General features: G+C 71.6%; 14 protein-coding genes and 5 tRNA genes. 12 read left to right on the top strand and 7 right to left on the bottom strand.

The features are described 5' to 3' along the window. Positions 1–162 precede the first annotated feature (162 nt). The 6 genes from gltX to IDM40_RS15575 all read left to right on the top strand — a co-directional run bounded on the left by gltX (position 163) and on the right by IDM40_RS15575 (position 2,547). Positions 163–1,623, top strand: coding sequence for a glutamate--tRNA ligase (gene gltX / locus IDM40_RS15600; RefSeq protein ID WP_193122725.1), 1,461 nt, complete (start codon positions 163–165; stop codon positions 1,621–1,623). A gap of 131 nt (positions 1,624–1,754) precedes the next feature. After that, positions 1,755–1,826, top strand: a tRNA-Gln gene (locus tag IDM40_RS15595). A gap of 66 nt (positions 1,827–1,892) precedes the next feature. Then, positions 1,893–1,965: transfer RNA gene (locus tag IDM40_RS15590), tRNA-Glu, on the top strand. A gap of 120 nt (positions 1,966–2,085) precedes the next feature. After that, positions 2,086–2,158, top strand: a tRNA-Glu gene (locus tag IDM40_RS15585). 120 nt (positions 2,159–2,278) lie between these two features. Further along, positions 2,279–2,351 (top strand) — tRNA-Glu (locus tag IDM40_RS15580). Positions 2,352–2,471: 120 nt separating this feature from the next. Then, a tRNA-Glu gene (locus IDM40_RS15575) sits at positions 2,472–2,547 on the top strand. A 92-nt stretch (positions 2,548–2,639) separates the two neighbouring features. Here IDM40_RS15575 and IDM40_RS15570 read toward each other — a convergent pair. The 6 genes from IDM40_RS15570 to IDM40_RS15545 all read right to left on the bottom strand — a co-directional run bounded on the left by IDM40_RS15570 (position 2,640) and on the right by IDM40_RS15545 (position 9,370). Then, positions 2,640–3,242, bottom strand: a complete 603-nt coding sequence (locus IDM40_RS15570; protein WP_193122742.1) for a TetR/AcrR family transcriptional regulator — start codon at positions 3,240–3,242, stop codon at positions 2,640–2,642. Between the two features lie 142 nt (positions 3,243–3,384). Next, positions 3,385–4,377: a PDR/VanB family oxidoreductase gene (locus IDM40_RS15565; RefSeq protein WP_193122741.1), complete on the bottom strand. Its 993-nt coding sequence runs from the start codon at positions 4,375–4,377 to the stop codon at positions 3,385–3,387. Between the two features lie 98 nt (positions 4,378–4,475). Then, entirely contained in the window at positions 4,476–5,402 is a 927-nt protein-coding gene (locus IDM40_RS15560) for a metal-dependent hydrolase (RefSeq protein WP_193122724.1), read from the bottom strand. Positions 5,403–5,473: 71 nt separating this feature from the next. Beyond that, the gene (locus IDM40_RS15555) at positions 5,474–7,204 is read right to left on the bottom strand and encodes an SDR family oxidoreductase (protein WP_193122723.1); all 1,731 of its coding nucleotides are present in this window, start codon (positions 7,202–7,204) and stop codon (positions 5,474–5,476) included. Next, positions 7,201–8,070, bottom strand: coding sequence for a M24 family metallopeptidase (locus IDM40_RS15550; RefSeq protein WP_193122722.1), 870 nt, complete (start codon positions 8,068–8,070; stop codon positions 7,201–7,203). Before IDM40_RS15550 ends, IDM40_RS15555 begins: the two co-directional genes overlap by 4 nt. 613 nt (positions 8,071–8,683) lie before the next feature. Then, on the bottom strand, positions 8,684–9,370 hold the full coding sequence (locus IDM40_RS15545; protein WP_407939979.1) for an IclR family transcriptional regulator: 687 nt from the start codon (positions 9,368–9,370) through the stop codon (positions 8,684–8,686). A 154-nt stretch (positions 9,371–9,524) separates the two neighbouring features. Here IDM40_RS15545 and leuC point away from each other — a divergent pair, with 154 nt between their 5' ends. From leuC to IDM40_RS15530, 3 genes are all read left to right on the top strand, one after another. Beyond that, positions 9,525–10,928, top strand: coding sequence for a 3-isopropylmalate dehydratase large subunit (leuC, locus tag IDM40_RS15540; RefSeq protein WP_193122720.1), 1,404 nt, complete (start codon positions 9,525–9,527; stop codon positions 10,926–10,928). A gap of 197 nt (positions 10,929–11,125) precedes the next feature. Beyond that, on the top strand, positions 11,126–11,713 hold the full coding sequence (gene leuD, locus IDM40_RS15535; RefSeq protein WP_193122719.1) for a 3-isopropylmalate dehydratase small subunit: 588 nt from the start codon (positions 11,126–11,128) through the stop codon (positions 11,711–11,713). A gap of 502 nt (positions 11,714–12,215) precedes the next feature. Then, a complete protein-coding gene (locus IDM40_RS15530) occupies positions 12,216–12,497 on the top strand; it encodes an HU family DNA-binding protein (RefSeq protein WP_193122718.1) in 282 nt (93 codons plus the stop codon). Here IDM40_RS15530 and cofC read toward each other — a convergent pair. After that, a complete protein-coding gene (cofC, locus tag IDM40_RS15525; RefSeq protein WP_193122717.1) occupies positions 12,478–13,266 on the bottom strand; it encodes a 2-phospho-L-lactate guanylyltransferase in 789 nt (262 codons plus the stop codon). The genes IDM40_RS15530 and cofC overlap by 20 nt on opposite strands. Positions 13,267–13,505: 239 nt before the next feature. On the opposite strand from cofC, the gene IDM40_RS15520 reads away from it, so the two are divergent. Genes IDM40_RS15520 through IDM40_RS15510 form a run of 3 tightly spaced genes read left to right on the top strand, consistent with a single transcriptional unit; the run spans position 13,506 to position 16,610 of the window. Then, positions 13,506–14,300, top strand: coding sequence for a lysophospholipid acyltransferase family protein (locus IDM40_RS15520; RefSeq protein ID WP_193122716.1), 795 nt, complete (start codon positions 13,506–13,508; stop codon positions 14,298–14,300). A gap of 8 nt (positions 14,301–14,308) precedes the next feature. Further along, a complete protein-coding gene (locus IDM40_RS15515) occupies positions 14,309–15,364 on the top strand; it encodes an NAD(P)H-dependent glycerol-3-phosphate dehydrogenase (protein ID WP_193122715.1) in 1,056 nt (351 codons plus the stop codon). 31 nt (positions 15,365–15,395) lie between these two features. Next, positions 15,396–16,610, top strand: a complete 1,215-nt coding sequence (locus IDM40_RS15510; protein WP_193122714.1) for a trans-sulfuration enzyme family protein — start codon at positions 15,396–15,398, stop codon at positions 16,608–16,610. The last annotated feature ends 41 nt before the right edge of the window (positions 16,611–16,651 follow it).

The following is a 16,651-nucleotide window of genomic DNA, read 5'->3' as shown; positions in this document are numbered from 1 at the left end:
CGACACCCACCATGATCCCCAGTAGATCTTGCTACTGGAGCCGACATCAGCGCCGAACCCGGCTCTGGCAGCAAGATCCCCGAGGCGCGGGGCGGCGTGTGAGCGGGCGGGGGCGGACGCGGGACACCCCGGGTGACCGGGCAGCACGGATACCCTGGGGCCGTGACTGAGACTTCGATTCGAACCCGCTTCGCTCCGTCCCCCACGGGCATGTTCCACGTCGGTGGAGCCCGGTCCGCGCTCTTCAACTGGGCCATGGCCCAGCAGAGCCCCGGCGGCCGGATGGTGCTGCGTGTGGAGGACACCGACGAGGCCCGCAACAAACCCGAGTGGACCGACGGCATCGTGCGTGCCATGTCCTGGCTGGGCATCAACGCCGAGGACCCGGCCTTCGAGGGGCCCTACTTCCAGTCGGACTACGCCGGCAAGCACCGGGAGACCGCCGAGGAGCTCCACAGCAAGGGGCGCGCCTACTACTGCGACTGCACCGGCGAGCAGGTCCAGGCCCGGCGGGACAACCCGAACCTGGGCTACGACGGTTTCTGCCGCGACCGCGGTCTGGAGCCCGGGCCCGGCCGCGCGCTGCGCTTCCGTGTGCCCGAGGGCGGCCCCACCGTCGTCGAGGACCGCATCCGCGGCCGTGTGGAGTTCGACCACGCCTCCATCGAGGACTTCGTGATCGTGCGCTCCAACGGCAGCCCGCTGTTCGTGCTCGCCAACGTCGTCGACGACGTCGAGATGGGCATCACGCACGTGGTCCGCGGCGAGGAGCACCTGTCGAACACCCCCAAGCAGCAGCTGCTGTGGGAGGCGCTCGGCCTGGAGGCGCCCGTGTGGGCGCACCTGCCCGTGATCGTCAACGAGCAGCGCAAGAAGCTGTCCAAGCGCCGCGACAAGGTCGCCCTGGAGTCCTACCAGGAGGAGGGCTACCTGCCCGAGGCGATGGTCAACTACCTCATGCTGCTGGGCTGGGCCCCGGGTGACGACCGCGAGATCATGCCGTGGGCCGAGATGGTCCCGCTCTTCGACATCGCCGACGTCAACAGCTCCAGCGCCTTCTTCGACGAGAAGAAGCTGCGCGCCTTCAACGGCGACTACATCCGTTCGCTGGAGCTCGACGACTTCATCGAGCGCTGCGAGCCGTGGCTGACCGCGACCGGCGAGGACGCCCCCTGGCCGGCCGGGAACTTCGACCGCGAGGTCTTCGCCCGCGTGGCCCCTCTGGCGCAGAGCCGGGTGGCCGTGCTGTCGGACATCGTGCCCAACGTCGACTTCCTGTTCCTCGAAGAGCCCGACACCGAGGAGAAGAGCTGGAAGAAGGCCATGAAGCCCGGCATCGGCGTCCCGATGCTCGAGGCGGCCCTGGAGCGCTTCTCCGACGAGTCGCTGTCGTGGGACACCGACACCCTCAAGGCCGCCACCGAGGAGGCCGGTGCCGGGCTGGGCCTCAAGCTCGGCAAGGCGCAGGCGCCCGTGCGCGTGGCCGTGACGGGGCGGACCGTCGGGCTCCCGCTGTTCGAGTCCCTGGAGCTGCTGGGCCGCGAGCGCACCGTCGCCCGGGTCGCCGCGGCGCTGGAGAAGGGGCGTGCGGAAGAGGCCGCCGAAGGCACCTCCGAGGCGTGACGTGACGGGGTGGCCGGGGCCACAGCCGGCCGCCCCGTATTCAGTTCGCGAGCACTCGGAAAGTCCGCTAGAGTTATGAACGTCGCCGAGGGGGACAGGGAAGCGGAAGCCGACCGGCCCCCCAAAAGCACTGGGGTATGGTGTAATCGGCAGCACGAGTGATTCTGGTTCACTTAGTCTAGGTTCGAGTCCTGGTACCCCAGCACGTTCCACCGAACGGTCCTCCGGGGCCCGGGACGAGAACGAGGAACCCTCGGGTTCCGCAGAAGGCCCCCGTCGTCTAGTGGCCTAGGACGCCGCCCTCTCAAGGCGGTAACGGCGGTTCGAATCCGCTCGGGGGTACGGAAAAGCAGGGGTGGCTCCCACGCCGTGGGAGCTTTCTTGTTGGTCGGCACACGGTGCCGATGTCCGGTTCGGCCGGGTACGATGGCTTTCGAGTCCGTCGCACACGGCAGACCACGGGCCCCCGTCGTCTAGTGGCCCAGGACGCCGCCCTCTCAAGGCGGTAACGGCGGTTCGAATCCGCTCGGGGGTACGGAAAAGCAGGGGTGGCTCCCACGCCGTGGGAGCTTTCTTGTTGGTCGGCACACGGTGCCGATGTCCGGTTCGGCCGGGTACGATGGCTTTCGAGTCCGTCGCACACGGCAGACCACGGGCCCCCGTCGTCTAGTGGCCCAGGACGCCGCCCTCTCAAGGCGGTAACGGCGGTTCGAATCCGCTCGGGGGTACGGAAAAGCAGGGGTGGCTCCCACGCCGTGGGAGCTTTCTTGTTGGTCGGCACACGGTGCCGATGTCCGGTTCGGCCGGGTACGATGGCTTTCGAGTCCGTCGCACACGGCAGACCACGGGCCCCCGTCGTCTAGTGGCCCAGGACGCCGCCCTCTCAAGGCGGTAACGGCGGTTCGAATCCGCTCGGGGGTACCACCACAGGCTCCATCTTCGGATGGGGCCTTTTTTGTGCGCGATCACGGGCGCGGCCGGAGAGTGACGGGCACTGCGTCCCCGCGCCCCCGTGCTCACTCCACGCGTGCGATCAGGTGCTCCAGTTCCTCCTGCGGCCCGCCCGCGGCGGCGACCATGGCCACGAGCTGGTCCAGGAGCCAGTCGGCGAGGGCGTCGCGCTCCATCACCGGGTCCGACAGCCACAGCATGACCGCGGTCTCCACCGACGCCACCCAGCACCGGATCGCCAGGGACAGCTGGGGCGAGGGCTTCTCGACGCCGCTTCGGTCCAGCAGCAGGTCCCGCACGCCCTCGCGCACCCGGTCGATCTCGGCCTCGGTCTCCTCCGTGGCGATGACCGAACCACCGCTCATCAGCGCCGGGTAGGAGGGCGCGTAGGAGTGCGCGAAGGAGATGAACGTGCGCAGCGCGACCCGTAGCTGTTCCAGGGTCGGCAGGTGCTCGGGCGGCTCCAGTTCCGCCAGGAGTTCACCCATCGCGTGTTGCAGGGTGGCGCGGCGCAGCTCTCCCATGTTCGGGAAGTAGCGGTAGACCAGCGCGCGGGAGACGTCGGCCTCGGCCGCGATCTCCTCCGGGGTCACCTCGCCGGGGGGACGGCGCGCGAAGACCCGCAGGGCCGACCGGATCAGGTCCTCCCTGCGTTCCTGCGGGGCCATCCTGCGCGGGCGCCGGTTCCGGGCCCCGCCGACGGGGGCGGGGCCCGGCCGCTGCGTTCTCCGCGCCTGGTGGCGGTCGGTGCTGTGGGACACCACCGTCGTATCGTCCTCCGGGATCGCCGGCCGTTCTCTCGTTCCGAACCTACACGTCGAGGACCAGGCGTTCGCCCCCAGCGGCCCGGGAGACACACGGCGCGAACTCCTCCCCCCGGGGCGAGCCGCCCGTGGGCCGGTCGCGGTGGTCGGCCTCACCCGAGAGCAGGGTCAGCCGGCAGGTGCCGCAGAACCCCTGCCGGCACGAGTAGGCGGTCGCCGGGCGCACCCGGCGCATGACCTCCAGCGCGCTCTCGTCGGCCGGGATCGGAACGACGGGGCCGTCCTCGCCGAGCTGCACCTCGAAGGGTTCGCCGTCCACCACCGGGGCGGGGGCGAAGCGCTCGGAGAAGAACGGGGTTCCCTCCGGGGTCCTGGCCCGCACCGCCTCGATGAGCGGAGAAGGGCCGCACACGTACACCGCGGTGCCCGGGGTGAGGCCCTCCACGATCGCGGCCGGGTCGGGCGGCCCGCACTCGTCGTCGGGGCGCACCGACACCTCGCCCGGGAGCAGGTCGGCGAAGGGCATGGTCGCCCGGGACCGGCCGGTGTAGACGGTGCGGGCGGGCACAGCCGCGCGGTGGGCGCTGAGCACCATCGGCAGGATCGGGGTGATGCCGATCCCGCCGGCCACGAACAGGTACCGCTCGGCCCGGGTGAACGGGAACGCGTTGCGGGGGCCGCGCAACCCGATCGTGTCGCCCTCGCGGAGCCCGTGCACGAGACCGGAGCCCACGCCGTCGGGGATGCGGCGCACCGCGATCCGGTACGCCGACCGGTCGGAGGGGTCACCGGTGAGGGAGTACTGGCGCAGCACCCCGCCGCCGAGCACCACGTCCACGTGCTGTCCGGGCTGCCAGGCGGGCAGGGTCTCGCCCGGCCGCGCGGGCACGAGCGTCAGCTGGGCGACGCCCTCGGCCGGGTGCTCGACCCGTTCCACCCGCACGGTCCGTTCACCCTCCGGCTCCGGGATCGGGTGGCCGGGGCGCAGGCGTGCGGTGAGCGGTTCGATGCCGCGCGCGACCCGTTCCAGGGCCAGCATGAACCGGTCCGGTCCCCGCCCCCGAGTGAGGGAGACCGGCCGGCGCGGGCGGGCGTAGTACTCGCTGCTGTGTTTGACGTGGCCCCTGTACCCGCCGCTCACCGGTGCGCCCCCTGCTCGGCGGCCTCGGCCGCGCGTGCGGCGGGCGAGGTGGCCAGGTAGGCCACGGCCTGGCTCGTGGAGCCGTACTGCGAGGGGTGGTACTTGCGGCGCAGGTACTCGGGGATCGCACCGGCCAGGCGGGACAGGTGCGGGATGAGGCCGCGGCGTCCGTCGCGCAGTGCCCAGCGCGCCTTGGGCCGCTGCCCGCCGATGCGGCCGCGCAGGTAGGGGTCGTTGGCGACGAGGAAGCGGACCCCGCGCACCCACAGCACGGCCAGGGCGGTGGCGGCCACACCCATGGCCAGGGCGCGCCGGGGGTAGCCGCCGTCCAGGTGCATGAACAGGTCGTAGGCCACCGCCCGGTGCTCGACCTCCTCGGCCCCGTGCCAGCGCAGCAGGTCCAGCATGGTCGCGTCGGCGCCGGCCTCGTCCAGTTTCCGGGCGTCGAGCACCCACTGGCCCAGCACGGCCGTGTAGTGCTCGATGCCGGCGATGACCGCGAGCCGGGTGCGCAGCCAGGCCCACTCGCGGCGGCCGTCCAGGTCGCGGTCGCCGAGCACGACCCGGAACATCCACGCGATCTGCTCCACGTAGGGGGTGGGGTCCAGCCCGTGGGCGTCCATGTGGTCGAGCACGCCGGCGTGGGCCTCGGCGTGCACGGCCTCCTGGCCGATGAAACCGAGCACCTGTTGGCGGAGCTCCTCGTCGGTGATGTGCGGGACGGCCTGCTTGAAGACCTCGACGAACCAGCGTTCGCCCTCGGGCAGCAGCAGGTGCAGGACGTTGATGACGTGGGTGGCGAACGGTTCGCCGGGGATCCAGTGCAGGTCGAGGCTGCTCCAGTCGAACTCGACGTCGCGCGCGTGCAGGACGAGGCGGTCGGGTTCGTCGGGCAGGGGAGGGGTCTCGGCGCCGGTGCTCATGGCGACTCCTCGGGGTGATCGGTGAGGGACGGGGGCGGAGGGCGGGGGAGACCCGGACGGGGCCGGGCGTACTACAGGGGCGGGGCGAGGCGGGCGCCGCGGCTCAGGGCCTTCGGAGCGAACCTGCTGAGCGCCAGGCCCAGGTGCGCCTCGGCGGTGACCGGGACGATCTCGGGGTCGTTCTCGATCGCGTTCACGATGCGGGTGGCGGCCTTCTCCGGGGTGTAGCCGCGCAGCCGGTAGAGGCGGTTGAGGCGCTTCTTGGCGGCGGTCTCCTTGCCCATGCCGGACAGGTGCGCGTTGTCGATGATCCCGGTGTTGATCAGGCCGGGGCAGACCGCGGTCACGCTCACGCCGCGGCCGGCGAGCTCGCCGCGCAGGGTACGGCTGAGCATGAGCACGGCCGCCTTGGTGGTGGCGTAGGGGCCGAACACCCGTGAGGGGATGAACGCGGCTGCCGAGGCGGTGTTGACGATGCGTCCGCCCCCGCCGGCGTCCACGAGCAGGGGAGCGAAGGCCCGGCAGCCGTTGACGACACCCCAGAGGTTGACGCGCACGACCCGGTCCCAGTCCCGCTCGGAGGTCTCCAGGAACGGGCCCGCCACACCGATCCCGGCGTTGTTGACGACCAGGTCGGGGACGCCGTGTTCGGAGCGCACCCACGCGGCCAGCTTCTCCATGGCCTCGGCGTCGCCCACGTCGACCTTGCGGAAGTCCGAACCCGGGGTGAGGTGGCCGCAGAGATAGGCGGTGCGGCTCGCGGCGTCCTCGTCGATGTCCACGGCGATGACACGGGTACCGCGTTCGGCCAGCTCGAAGCTGACGGCGCGGCCGATCCCGCTGCCCGCCCCGGTGACCACGGCGAGCTGACCGGCGAACGCGCCCCCGTGGCGCCGGGCCTGCTGGGCGGTCAGCGCGCGCCGGGGCCGGGGCGCACCCGACTCGATCTCGTCGACGAAGGCGCGGATGCGGGCGGCGATGGGGACCGGGCGCGAGCGCACCGACCAGTGCCCGCCCTGGAACCGGTGGAAGCGGAAGTCCTCCGCCCAGCGTCCGGCGTTGGACTGCACCTGGTCGATCATGAACGCGTCGTGGGTGGGCGCCAGCGCCTGCACCGGAACGCTCGTACGGCGTTCGACCGGCCGGGTGAAGCGGCGCAGCATGTTGGCGCGGTACAGCTCCAGGCCGTTGAGGTAGTCGCGGGTGCTGCGCCGGGCGCGCTCGTGCGGGCCGCCGCCGATGCGTTCGAGGCCGGACAGGGCGAGCCCGCCGATGCCGGACAGCCACGCCGCCTCGGGCACGCCGGGGGTGCTGAAGAAGCCGATGTAGGTGGAGCGCACGAACTGGCGCAGCACGTTGCGCACGCCGTCCGGGGCCTTCTGCAGCCAGTGGCCCGCGTGGTCGAGGTTCGGGCCCGAGACGGCGGTGAGGGAGGCCAGGCGTTCGGCGTAGGCGGGTTCGGTGACCGCGTGCCAGGCCTGGATGGCGCCCCAGTCGTGGCCGACCACGTGCACGGGCCGGTCGGGGCTGACGGCGTCGGCGACGGTGAGCAGGTCCTCGCCGAGCTGGTCGACGAGGTAACCGGAACGCCGGTCGGGGGCGGTCGAACGCCCGGCACCGCGCACGTCGTAGCGCACGATCCGGTATGTGCCGGAGAGCTCCTCGGCCAGGGCGTCCCACACGGTGGCGTTGTCGGGGTAACCGTGCACGAGCAGCAGGGTGGGGGCGTCGGCGCGGCCCTCGGTGTAGACGGCCAGGCGCTGGCCGTCGGTGGCGGTGACGTAGAGGGGGGCGGCGGTCATCGGTTCTCCTCGGTGGTTCCGGCGGCGGTGAGAGCGCGCCTCTCCCACCGGCGCACGTGGGGAAGGTCGTCGTCGAGCCAGAAGGCGTCGTCCTCGGTGACGACGAGGATCTCCTCGAACTTCACGCCCATGTCCCGGAAGCCCAGGTGGGGCTCGACCGCCCACATACCGGGGGTCGCGGGGTGGGCGGAGATGTCTCCGTCGGCCCACAGGGGCGAACGGTTGTGCAGGCGTTCGACGACCAGGTCGCCGAAGAGGGTCTGGAGGGAGCGGACCCCGAACCCGGCCACGATCGCGCGGGGCAGGCGCGATTGGACCTTGCCGACCTGGTGGGCGATGACCCGGCCGGGATAGACCTGGTGCCGGTTGTCGTAGCCCTGTTCGCGCAGGAGCCCGTCGACGCCGCGGTAGACGTCCTGGAGGGTGTCGCCCGCGCGGACGTGTTCCAGGATCAGTTGCCGGTGGGCGTGGAGGTCGTCCATGAGCTGGTCGTGGAGGGGGTTGTCGCCGAGGTAGCCGGAGTAGCCGATGTCGGCGACGAAGCCGTCGCGCACGGGGGCGCAGTCGAGGATGAAGGGCATGCCCTCCTCGAGCCTGCGGTCGGTCGGGAAGAACTGTAGCGGGGTGCGGAAGCGGCGGAAGGCGGTGCGGTCGCCGAACCACGCGAAGGGCGTGTGGAACCAGTCCTGGACCCCGCGTTCGGTGAGGTGGTCCCGGATGCGGCGGGCCGCCTCCCGCTCGGTGACGCCGGGTCCGAGGCCTGCGGCCACGGTGTCGGCGGCCTCGTAGGCGAGCTGCTGGAGGTCGCGGAAGCCCGACAGGTCTCCCGGGGGGAGTGTGTCCGCGGTCACGTGCGTCTGAGACATGCCGTCATGTTAGACAGCGTGTCAGTAAGTGTCCACAGGGGGGCCGGGTGAAGCGGGCACGGGGTGCGGGAGGAGGGGTGCGGGCGCTGGTGAGCTGCGGTGACGGGGGGAGGGGCGTGGTTTCGGGACCTACGGCCCGAAGCGGGGCCGTGCCGGGCGAGGCGTCGGGGGTGGCGGGTGGCGACGACGGGTCGGGCGCCCGTGGTGGTCGTCGGGGGTGTGTGGCCGATGAGGGGCGAGCGCGCGCGGGAACCCGTGCGGCGGCGGGGCTCCGAGGGCCGGGTGGGGCTCGAGGGTGTCGGGCCCACGGGCGTCGGGGGAGGGCGGCGAAGAAGGCTCCGGTGCGGCGTAAAAAGTTGATCGGGGTCAAATGTGCGCTACGGGAGTTCTGTCCGAGAGAAAGAAGTGGAGGCTCCCGAGAAGGGTGCGACAAAACGAAAAGACGATGCTTTCCTTCGTGTTCTGGATTTCTCCGGCGACCCCCTCCCGGGATCGAATGCGTTTTCCGTGTCACGGAGAGTGACGATCGAGGGGGTCCGGAACGACGGCGGGGCGGCCCCGGCGCCGGGGCCGCCCCTGCGGAGACGGTGGTGGAGGGTTCAGATGGTGGCGGTCAGGGCGCACCCTCGTAGGTGTGCAGCGACTCGCTGATCTTCTCCGACGCCGACAGCACCGCCTGAGAGTGCATGCGGCCGGGGGAGCGGGTCAGGCGCTCGATGGGGCCCGAGACCGAGACGGCGGCGATGACCCGGCCGCCGGGGCCCGACACCGGGGCCGAGACCGAGGCCACGCCCTGCTCGCGCTCGGCGACGCTCTGGGCCCACCGGCGCCGGCGCACCTGGGCCAGGCTCGCCGCGGTGAAGCGCGCGCCCACGAGGGAGCGCCGGATCCGGTCGGAGTCCTCCCAGGCCAGCAGGGCCTGGGCGGCCGATCCCGCGTTCATCGGCAGTTCGCTGCCCACGGGCACGGTGTCGCGCAGGCCGCTGCTGCGCTCGGAGGCGGCCACGCACACACGCAGGTCACCCTGGCGGCGGTAGAGCTGGGCGCTCTCCCCGGTGAGGTCGCGCAGCTGCACCAGGACGGGGGCGGCGACCGCGAGCAGGCGGTCCTCGCCGGTGGCGATCGAGAGCTCGCCCAGGCGCGGGCCCAGGACGAACCGTCCCTGGCTGTCGCGCGTGACCATGCGGTGGCGCTCCAGGGCCACGGCCAGGCGGTGGGCGGTCGGGCGGGCCAGGCCGGTGATCTGCACCAGTTGGGCCAGGGATGCGGGCCCCGACTCCAGGGCGTCGAGGACGGACATCGTCTTGTCCAGGACACCGACGCCGCTGGATGAGCTAGAGTTGTCCATGGCTTGATATTGCCGTCTCGAAATATGAAACGCAAGTCAGGTCGCGCAGACGAGGTGCCCGCGTACGGAGCAGCCACGACAGCAACCACGAGAGAGGCGATCGCCCATGGCACGCACGATGGCCGAGAAGGTCTGGGAGGAGCACGTCGTCCGACGTGCCGACGGTGAGCCCGACCTGCTCTACATCGACCTCCACCTCGTGCACGAGGTGACCAGCCCGCAGGCCTTCGAAGGGCTGCGACTGGCCGGCCGCTCCGTGCGCCGTCCCGACCTCACCATCGCCACCGAGGACCACAACGTCCCCACGCAGAACCTCCTGGCGCCGATCGCCGACCCGGTCTCGCGCAAGCAGGTCGAGACGCTGCGCAAGAACTGCTCCGACTTCGGCGTGCGCCTGCACCCCATGGGCGACATCGACCAGGGTGTCGTGCACGTGGTCGGACCCCAGCTCGGCCTCACCCAGCCCGGCATGACCGTGGTCTGCGGCGACAGCCACACCAGTACCCACGGCGCCTTCGGTGCCCTGGCCTTCGGTATCGGCACCAGCCAGGTCGAGCACGTGCTGGCCACCCAGACCCTGCCCATGCAGCCCTTCAAGACCATGGCCGTGACCGTGGACGGGCAGCTCAAGCCGGGTGTGACCGCCAAGGACATCATCCTCGCCGTCATCGCCCGCATCGGCACCGGCGGCGGCCAGGGTTACGTCATCGAGTACCGCGGCGAGGCCATCCGGTCGCTCTCGATGGAGGCCCGGATGACCGTGTGCAACATGTCCATCGAGGCGGGCGCCCGCGCGGGCATGATCGCGCCGGACCAGACCACGTTCGACTACGTCCAGGGCCGTTCGCACGCCCCGCAGGGCGACGACTTCGACGCCGCGGTCGAGTACTGGAAGAGCCTGGCCACCGACGAGGGCGCCGAGTTCGACACCGAGGTCGTGCTGCACGCCGACGAGATCAGCCCGTTCGTCACCTGGGGCACCAACCCCGGCCAGGGCGTCTCGCTGGACTCCGCCGTGCCCGACCCCGCCTCCTTCGAGGACCCCTCCGCGCGGGCCGCCGCCGAGAAGGCCCTGGCCTACATGGACCTGGAGGCCGGCACCCCGATGCGCGAGGTCGCCGTGGACACCGTCTTCCTCGGCTCCTGCACCAACGGCCGCATCGAGGACCTGCGCGCGGCGGCCGAGGTCGTGCGCGGGAAGAAGGTCGCCGACAACGTCCGCATGCTCGTCGTTCCGGGCTCCATGCGCGTCAAGGAACAGGCCAACGAGGAGGGCCTGGGAGCGGTCTTCGAGGAGGCCGGCGCCGAGTGGCGGGAGGCCGGGTGCTCGATGTGCCTGGGCATGAACCCCGACCAGCTCGCCCCGGGCGAGCGCAGCGCCTCGACCTCCAACCGCAACTTCGAGGGCCGTCAGGGCCGCGGCGGGCGCACGCACCTGGTCTCGCCGCTGGTCGCCGCCGCCACGGCCGTGCGCGGCACCCTGTCCTCGCCCGCCGACCTGGTCGAATAGCCGAGCCGACACGATGTTCACGGGCCGCACCGGTACAGGTGAGGCCGCCGGCACGTCGCTGGAGGGCTCGGAGCGGGCGCGCGCAGGAACGAGCACGACCGCGGAGAGACCGAAGCACGTGCCTTCAGGGCGGCCGAACCCGGGCCGGAGCGAGGGCCACCGAGTGGCGGCCCAGAAACGAGTAGGAGCTGAAGCTCATGGAGAAGTTCGACGTCCACACCGGTCGGGCCGTGCCGCTGCGCGCGAGCAACGTCGACACCGACCAGATCATCCCCGCCGTCTACCTCAAGCGGGTCAGCCGCACCGGGTTCGAGGACGGCCTGTTCGCCGAGTGGCGCAAGGAGGACGACTTCGTCCTCAACCGCCCCGAGCACGAGGGCGCCACGGTCCTGATCGCCGGCCCCGACTTCGGTACGGGTTCCTCCCGTGAGCACGCGGTCTGGGCGCTGCAGGACTACGGCTTCCGGGTCGTGCTCTCGTCCCGCTTCGCCGACATCTTCTACGGCAACTCCCTCAAGGGCGGCCTGCTCACCGTGCTGCTGCCGCAGGAGGTCATCGACCACCTGTGGAAGACCGTGGAGGCCGACCCGTCCGCGGAGATCACCGTCGACCTGGTCGAGCGCGAGGTGCGCGCCCCCGGCGTGCACGAGTCCTTCGAACTGGACGACTACACACGCTGGCGGCTGCTGGAGGGGCTGGACGACATCGCCCTGACCCTGCGCCACACCGACGAGATCAGCGAGTTCGAGTCGGGCCGTCGTTCCTGGGCGCCGGTCACCCTCTGACCGGACCCGTGGACCCCGCGGGGGCGTCGCCGGAGCACCGCTCCGGGGCGCCCCCGTCGTCGTTCCGGAGGGATGGTCACACATGGTGAGGAAGCACTCGGGTCGCCCGGTCATCGGACCGCTCGGAGGTCGGTCGACCGGGGCAGGATCCGGGTGCTGGATCACCTTCTGGTGGGGCGATCACGCCGTCTGTGAGCCAGAGCACGGCTCTCGCCGAAAGATTTTACCTTTACGCGGGGTGAGTATGCGGTCACCACCCCAATGTCCCCGGGTTCGTCGCACCCGGAGCCCGGAATCCGGTTATACGTAGGCATTTGAGGCCCCCAGAAGGGCATAAAAGGGGGCCCTCGGGTGGGGGTGCCCGGTGTGCCGCACCGTCAACAGGGAGTGACCGTGCAGGTCGGGAAGGCCTCGACACGCCTTCTCCCGGGGCGTTTGTATTTGTGTAAGGGCCTCTGCTTCCCCTAATTTCGTGCGAGCAAGGGGGAACCGGAGGAACCTTATGAACAAGCGTGACCTGATCGACGCAATCTCCGATCGACTCGGAGACAAGAAGACCGCTACCGAAGCGGTCAACGCTGTGCTCGAGACCATTCAGTCCACCGTGGCCTCCGGCGACAAGGTCGCCATCACCGGCTTCGGTGTTTTCGAGAAGTCCGAGCGCGCGGCCCGTACGGCGCGGAACCCCGCCACCGGCGCCACGATCAACGTTCCGGCCAGCTTCGTGCCGAAGTTCCGTGCCGGTGCCGACTTCAAGGCTCTGGTCAACGGGGACAAGAAGTAGCTTCGCCGCTCGACGGCGAAGGACTGTTACCGCCCGGGTCACCCCACGAGGGGACCCGGGCGGAGCTGTGTCCGGGCCCGTACGTCAGGGCCGCGTCGCCTCCCGCGCCGCCCGCGCGGTCGAGCCACCGGGCCGTGCGCGGGCCCAGCCCGAGTTCCGCGGCGGCCCGCAGGTCCTGAGGGGTGTCGACGTCGCGCCGCACCGACGCTGCGCCGGCGACGACCAGCTCGTGTGCCCCCGAGCGCGCGTGGCGGGCGCGCGAGGCCCCTTCGAAGGCCGGCCGCAGCCGTGCGCCGCCGGTCGCCGCCAGGAGAGTGGTCCCGATCCCGGGGGCATCGGCCAGGAACGCACGCCGGTGCCGGCCCGCCGCCCCCAGCACGAGCGCCAGCTCCGCGGGCCGCAGCGCCGGGAGGTCGGCCGAGAGCGCACACAGGCCCCTCACCGGCCCCAGGTCCCGGGCCGCCGCCTCCCCGTGCTCCAGCGCCGGGTTGAGGCCGGTTCCCGGCTCCCCTGGGACCACGAGCGCCCCCAACGCCTCCAGGGCCGTGCCCGCGCGGGGGTCGTCGGTGACCGCCAGGACCCGGTCCACCGCTGGGCACTCCAGCGCCGCGGCCACGGTGTCGCAGGCGATCGCCAGCGCCAGGTCCGCCCGGTGGGGCCCTGCGGCACGGGCCAGGCGCGACTTGGCCCGGCCGAGATGCTTGACTGGGACGATCAGGGACCAGCGCTCCCCGCGCGTCTGTTCGCCTCGTTCTGCAGGGCCGGTCACGTCTCTCCCCCGGGGCTTCGGCGACGGCGGTGGACACGAGGGTAGGCGGTCGGGGTCGGCGCGGCGCGGGAGCCCTGGGTGTGTCGGCCGGGGCCCCTCACGGCAGGCGGCCTCCGGCGCGGCGAGTGTGCAGGTCGGGGTGGTTCCACCGGGTCCGCCCCCGCACCCACACGCCCTAGAATGCGTAGGTTGTGCCTGCGGTCCGACCGGGCCGGGGTCGATGGATCAAGAGGAGTCCCGTGGCCAAGAAACGAGAATCAGCCTGGGTCAAGTGGGTCGTGTCGCGGATCGTGCGGTTCGCGCTGTGGCTGGTCACCAAACCCGAGTGGAAGGGCACCGAGCACGTGCCCGCCAAGGGCGGGACCATCGTCGCGTTCAACCACCTGTCCGTGCTGGACCCGCTGACGGTGGCGCACTTCCTCTACATCGGCGCGCGCCGTTGGCCGACCTTCACCATGAAGGACGCGGTCATGAACATCCCCGTGGTGCGCTCGGTCGCCAGGTCCACCGGCCAGATCCCCATCAAGCGCGGCAGCGCCGACGCGGTCAAGGCGCTGGAGGAGGTCGAGACGGCCCTCACCCGCGACGGTTCCTCGGTGATCTTCTACCCCGAGGGCACCTGCACCCGCGACCCGAACCTGTGGCCGATGACCGCCAAGACCGGCGTCGCCCGCATCGCCCTGTCCACCGGGGCCCCGGTCGTGCCCGTCGCGCACTGGGGCGAGCAGCACCTGCTGCCCTACGGCGAGAAGAAGCCCCACCTGCTGCCCCCGCGCAAGAAGATCCGGTTCAAGGCGGGCCCGCCCGTCGACCTGGACCGCTTCCGGGACCAGCCGCTGACCAACACGGTCCTGCAGGAGGCCACCGAGGCGATCATGGCCGACATCACCGCCCTCCAGGCCGAGATCCGCGGCGAGGAGCCCCCCGCCGAGCCCTTCGACATGAAGAAGGCGCGCCAGGCCGAGCGTGAGGCCGCAGAGCGCGAGGAGAACGGCAAGGGCGAAGCCCAGGGCAAGAACGACGCGGAGGCCTGAGCACCACCATGGGAACCGACAACGTGCGGATCGCGGTCCTGGGCGCCGGCTCGTGGGGGACGGTGTTCGCCAACGTCATCGCCGACGCCGCCGACCTGGCGCGCGACGAGGACCCCGCGGCCCCGGCCGTCGACGTCGTGCTGTGGGGGCGCCGCGCCTCCGTCGTCGACACGATCAACGACGAGCACGAGAACCCGGACTACTTCCCGGGGATGAAGCTCAACCCGCACCTGCGGGCCACCACCGACGCCGACAAGGCGGTCGCCGAGGCCGACGTGGTGGTCCTGGCCGTGCCCTCGCAGTCCCTGCGCGACAACCTAGCCGCGTGGAAACCGCACCTGCGTGAGGACGCGGTCGTGGTCAGCCTCATGAAGGGGGTCGAGCTCGGCACGCGCATGCGGGTCAGCGAGATCATCTCCGAGGTGCTGGAGTGCTCCTCCGAGCGGGTGGCCGTGGTGTCGGGGCCCAACCTGGCGCGGGAGATCGCCGAACGCCAGCCCGCGACGGCCGTGGTCGCCTGCCCGCACGAGGAGACCGCGGTCCGGCTGCAGAAGCTGTTCAAGTCCGCCTACTTCCGCCCCTACACCAGCACCGACCTGGTGGGCGTGGAGATCGGCGGCGCCATGAAGAACGTGATCGCGCTGGCCGTGGGCGTGGCCGAGGGCATGAGCTTCAAGGACAACACCAAGGCCTCGCTCATCACCCGCGGCCTGGCCGAGACCACCCGCCTGGCGGTGGCCCTGGGCGCCGACGAGCACACGCTGTCCGGCCTGGCCGGGATGGGCGACCTCGTCGCGACCTGTTCCTCCCCGCTGTCGCGGAACCGGACCTTCGGTGAGAAACTGGGCGCCGGACTCACCCTCGACGAGGTCGTCGCGCAGACGAAACAGACCGCCGAGGGGGTCAAGTCCTCCGAGTCCGTCCTCGGCCTCGGATGGGCCCACGGGGTCGACATGCCGATCACCGAGTCCGTCGTCAGGATGATGCACCACGACCTGAGCCCGGCCGAGGCGCTGGTCGGCTTCATGTCCCGCAGCACCAAACCGGAACGCTACGGGGTATGAGCCGGGCTCACGCAGGCTGAGAGCGAGCACCATGCCACACACACCAGGGTCCGGCCACGTCGGCGAGAACACCAGGGCGCTGTCCCTGCCCGAGGGCCCCGTCCCCGCCGAACGCCCGCTGCGGATGCCCGTGCACCGGGCCACCACGTACGCGTTCGACACCTCGCAGGAGTTCGCGGACGTGCTCTCGGGCGCGCAGGACGGGTACTCCTACGCGCGCATCGACAGCCCGACCGTGGACGCCTTCGCCGAGGCGGTCGCGGCCCTGGAGGGTGCGGGGCTGGACACCCCGGTGCGGGGGCAGTCCTTCTCCTCCGGCATGGGCGCTCTCAGCACCGTGTTCATGGCGCTCACCGAGGCCGGGGCGCACGTGGTCGCGTCCCGCTCGATCTACGGCAACACCTACTCGCTCCTGGACGGGCTGCTGCGCCGGTTCGGGGTGAGCACGGACTTCGTCGACATCACCGACCTGGACGCCGTCCGCGCGGCCGTGCGCCCCGAGACGCGCGTGGTCTTCACCGAGACGCTGTCCAACCCGACGATGACCGTCTCCGACCTGCCCGCGCTCGCCGAGATCGCGCACGGGGCCGGGGCCTCGCTCGTGGTCGACTCCACGTTCGCGTCGCCGGCGATCTGCCGTCCGCTGGAGTTCGGCGCCGACGTCGTCGTGCACTCGGCCACCAAGTACATCGGCGGCCACAGCGACACCACCGGCGGCGTCGCGGTGGCCGAGCCCGCGCTCATCGACCGTGTGCGCGCCGCCCGCGTGGACCTCGGGCCCTGCCTGGCCCCGGACGAGGCCTACATGCTGCACCGCGGCCTGGAGACCCTGCCGCTGCGGGTGGCGCGCCAGTGCGAGTCGGCCGCCGCCTTCGCCGCCGCGCTGGAGGGCCACCCCGCCGTCGAGCGCGTGGACCACCCGTCGCTGGCCTCCCACCCGCAGCACGACCTGGCCGGGAAGCTCTTCGATCACGGGCGCTTCGGCGGCGTGGTGACCGTCCACCCCAAGGGCGGCTGGGACGCCGGCATGGCCTTCGCCGACCGGTTGCGGGTCAGCACCATCGCCGCGTCCCTCGGTGGGACCCACACCCTCGCCGGGCACGTGGCCACCACCACCCACCGCACCATGAACCAGGAAGAACTGGACGCAGCGGGCATCTCCTCCGGCGCGGTACGCTTCTCCATCGGCCTGGAGGATCCGGAGGACCTCGTCGAGGACGCGCTCCAGGCGCTCGACAACGGGTAGACCCCGTTTGCGGGGCGGTTTTCCATCCACAGGCGAGACAC

The organism is Nocardiopsis coralli (assembly GCF_014892575.1).
GTDB classification, from domain to species: Bacteria; Actinomycetota; Actinomycetes; order Streptosporangiales; family Streptosporangiaceae; genus Nocardiopsis; species Nocardiopsis coralli.
Note: the sequence above shows the minus strand (reverse complement) of the source record. Positions and strands in the feature narration are given on the sequence as shown.

Coding starts and splice junctions, on each gene's coding strand:
- IDM40_RS15510 (WP_193122714.1), top strand. CDS start 15,396: ATGCCACACACACCAGGGTCCGGCCACGTCGGCGAGAACACCAGGGCG.
- leuC (WP_193122720.1), top strand. CDS start 9,525: ATGGCACGCACGATGGCCGAGAAGGTCTGGGAGGAGCACGTCGTCCGA.
- IDM40_RS15515 (WP_193122715.1), top strand. CDS start 14,309: ATGGGAACCGACAACGTGCGGATCGCGGTCCTGGGCGCCGGCTCGTGG.
- IDM40_RS15565 (WP_193122741.1), bottom strand. CDS start 4,377: ATGCTGGCCCTGGAACGGGTCGCGCGCGGCATCGAACCGCTCACCGCA.
- IDM40_RS15530 (WP_193122718.1), top strand. CDS start 12,216: ATGAACAAGCGTGACCTGATCGACGCAATCTCCGATCGACTCGGAGAC.
- IDM40_RS15570 (WP_193122742.1), bottom strand. CDS start 3,242: ATGGCCCCGCAGGAACGCAGGGAGGACCTGATCCGGTCGGCCCTGCGG.
- leuD (WP_193122719.1), top strand. CDS start 11,126: ATGGAGAAGTTCGACGTCCACACCGGTCGGGCCGTGCCGCTGCGCGCG.
- IDM40_RS15555 (WP_193122723.1), bottom strand. CDS start 7,204: ATGACCGCCGCCCCCCTCTACGTCACCGCCACCGACGGCCAGCGCCTG.
- IDM40_RS15550 (WP_193122722.1), bottom strand. CDS start 8,070: ATGTCTCAGACGCACGTGACCGCGGACACACTCCCCCCGGGAGACCTG.
- IDM40_RS15560 (WP_193122724.1), bottom strand. CDS start 5,402: ATGAGCACCGGCGCCGAGACCCCTCCCCTGCCCGACGAACCCGACCGC.
- IDM40_RS15545 (WP_407939979.1), bottom strand. CDS start 9,370: ATGTCCGTCCTCGACGCCCTGGAGTCGGGGCCCGCATCCCTGGCCCAA.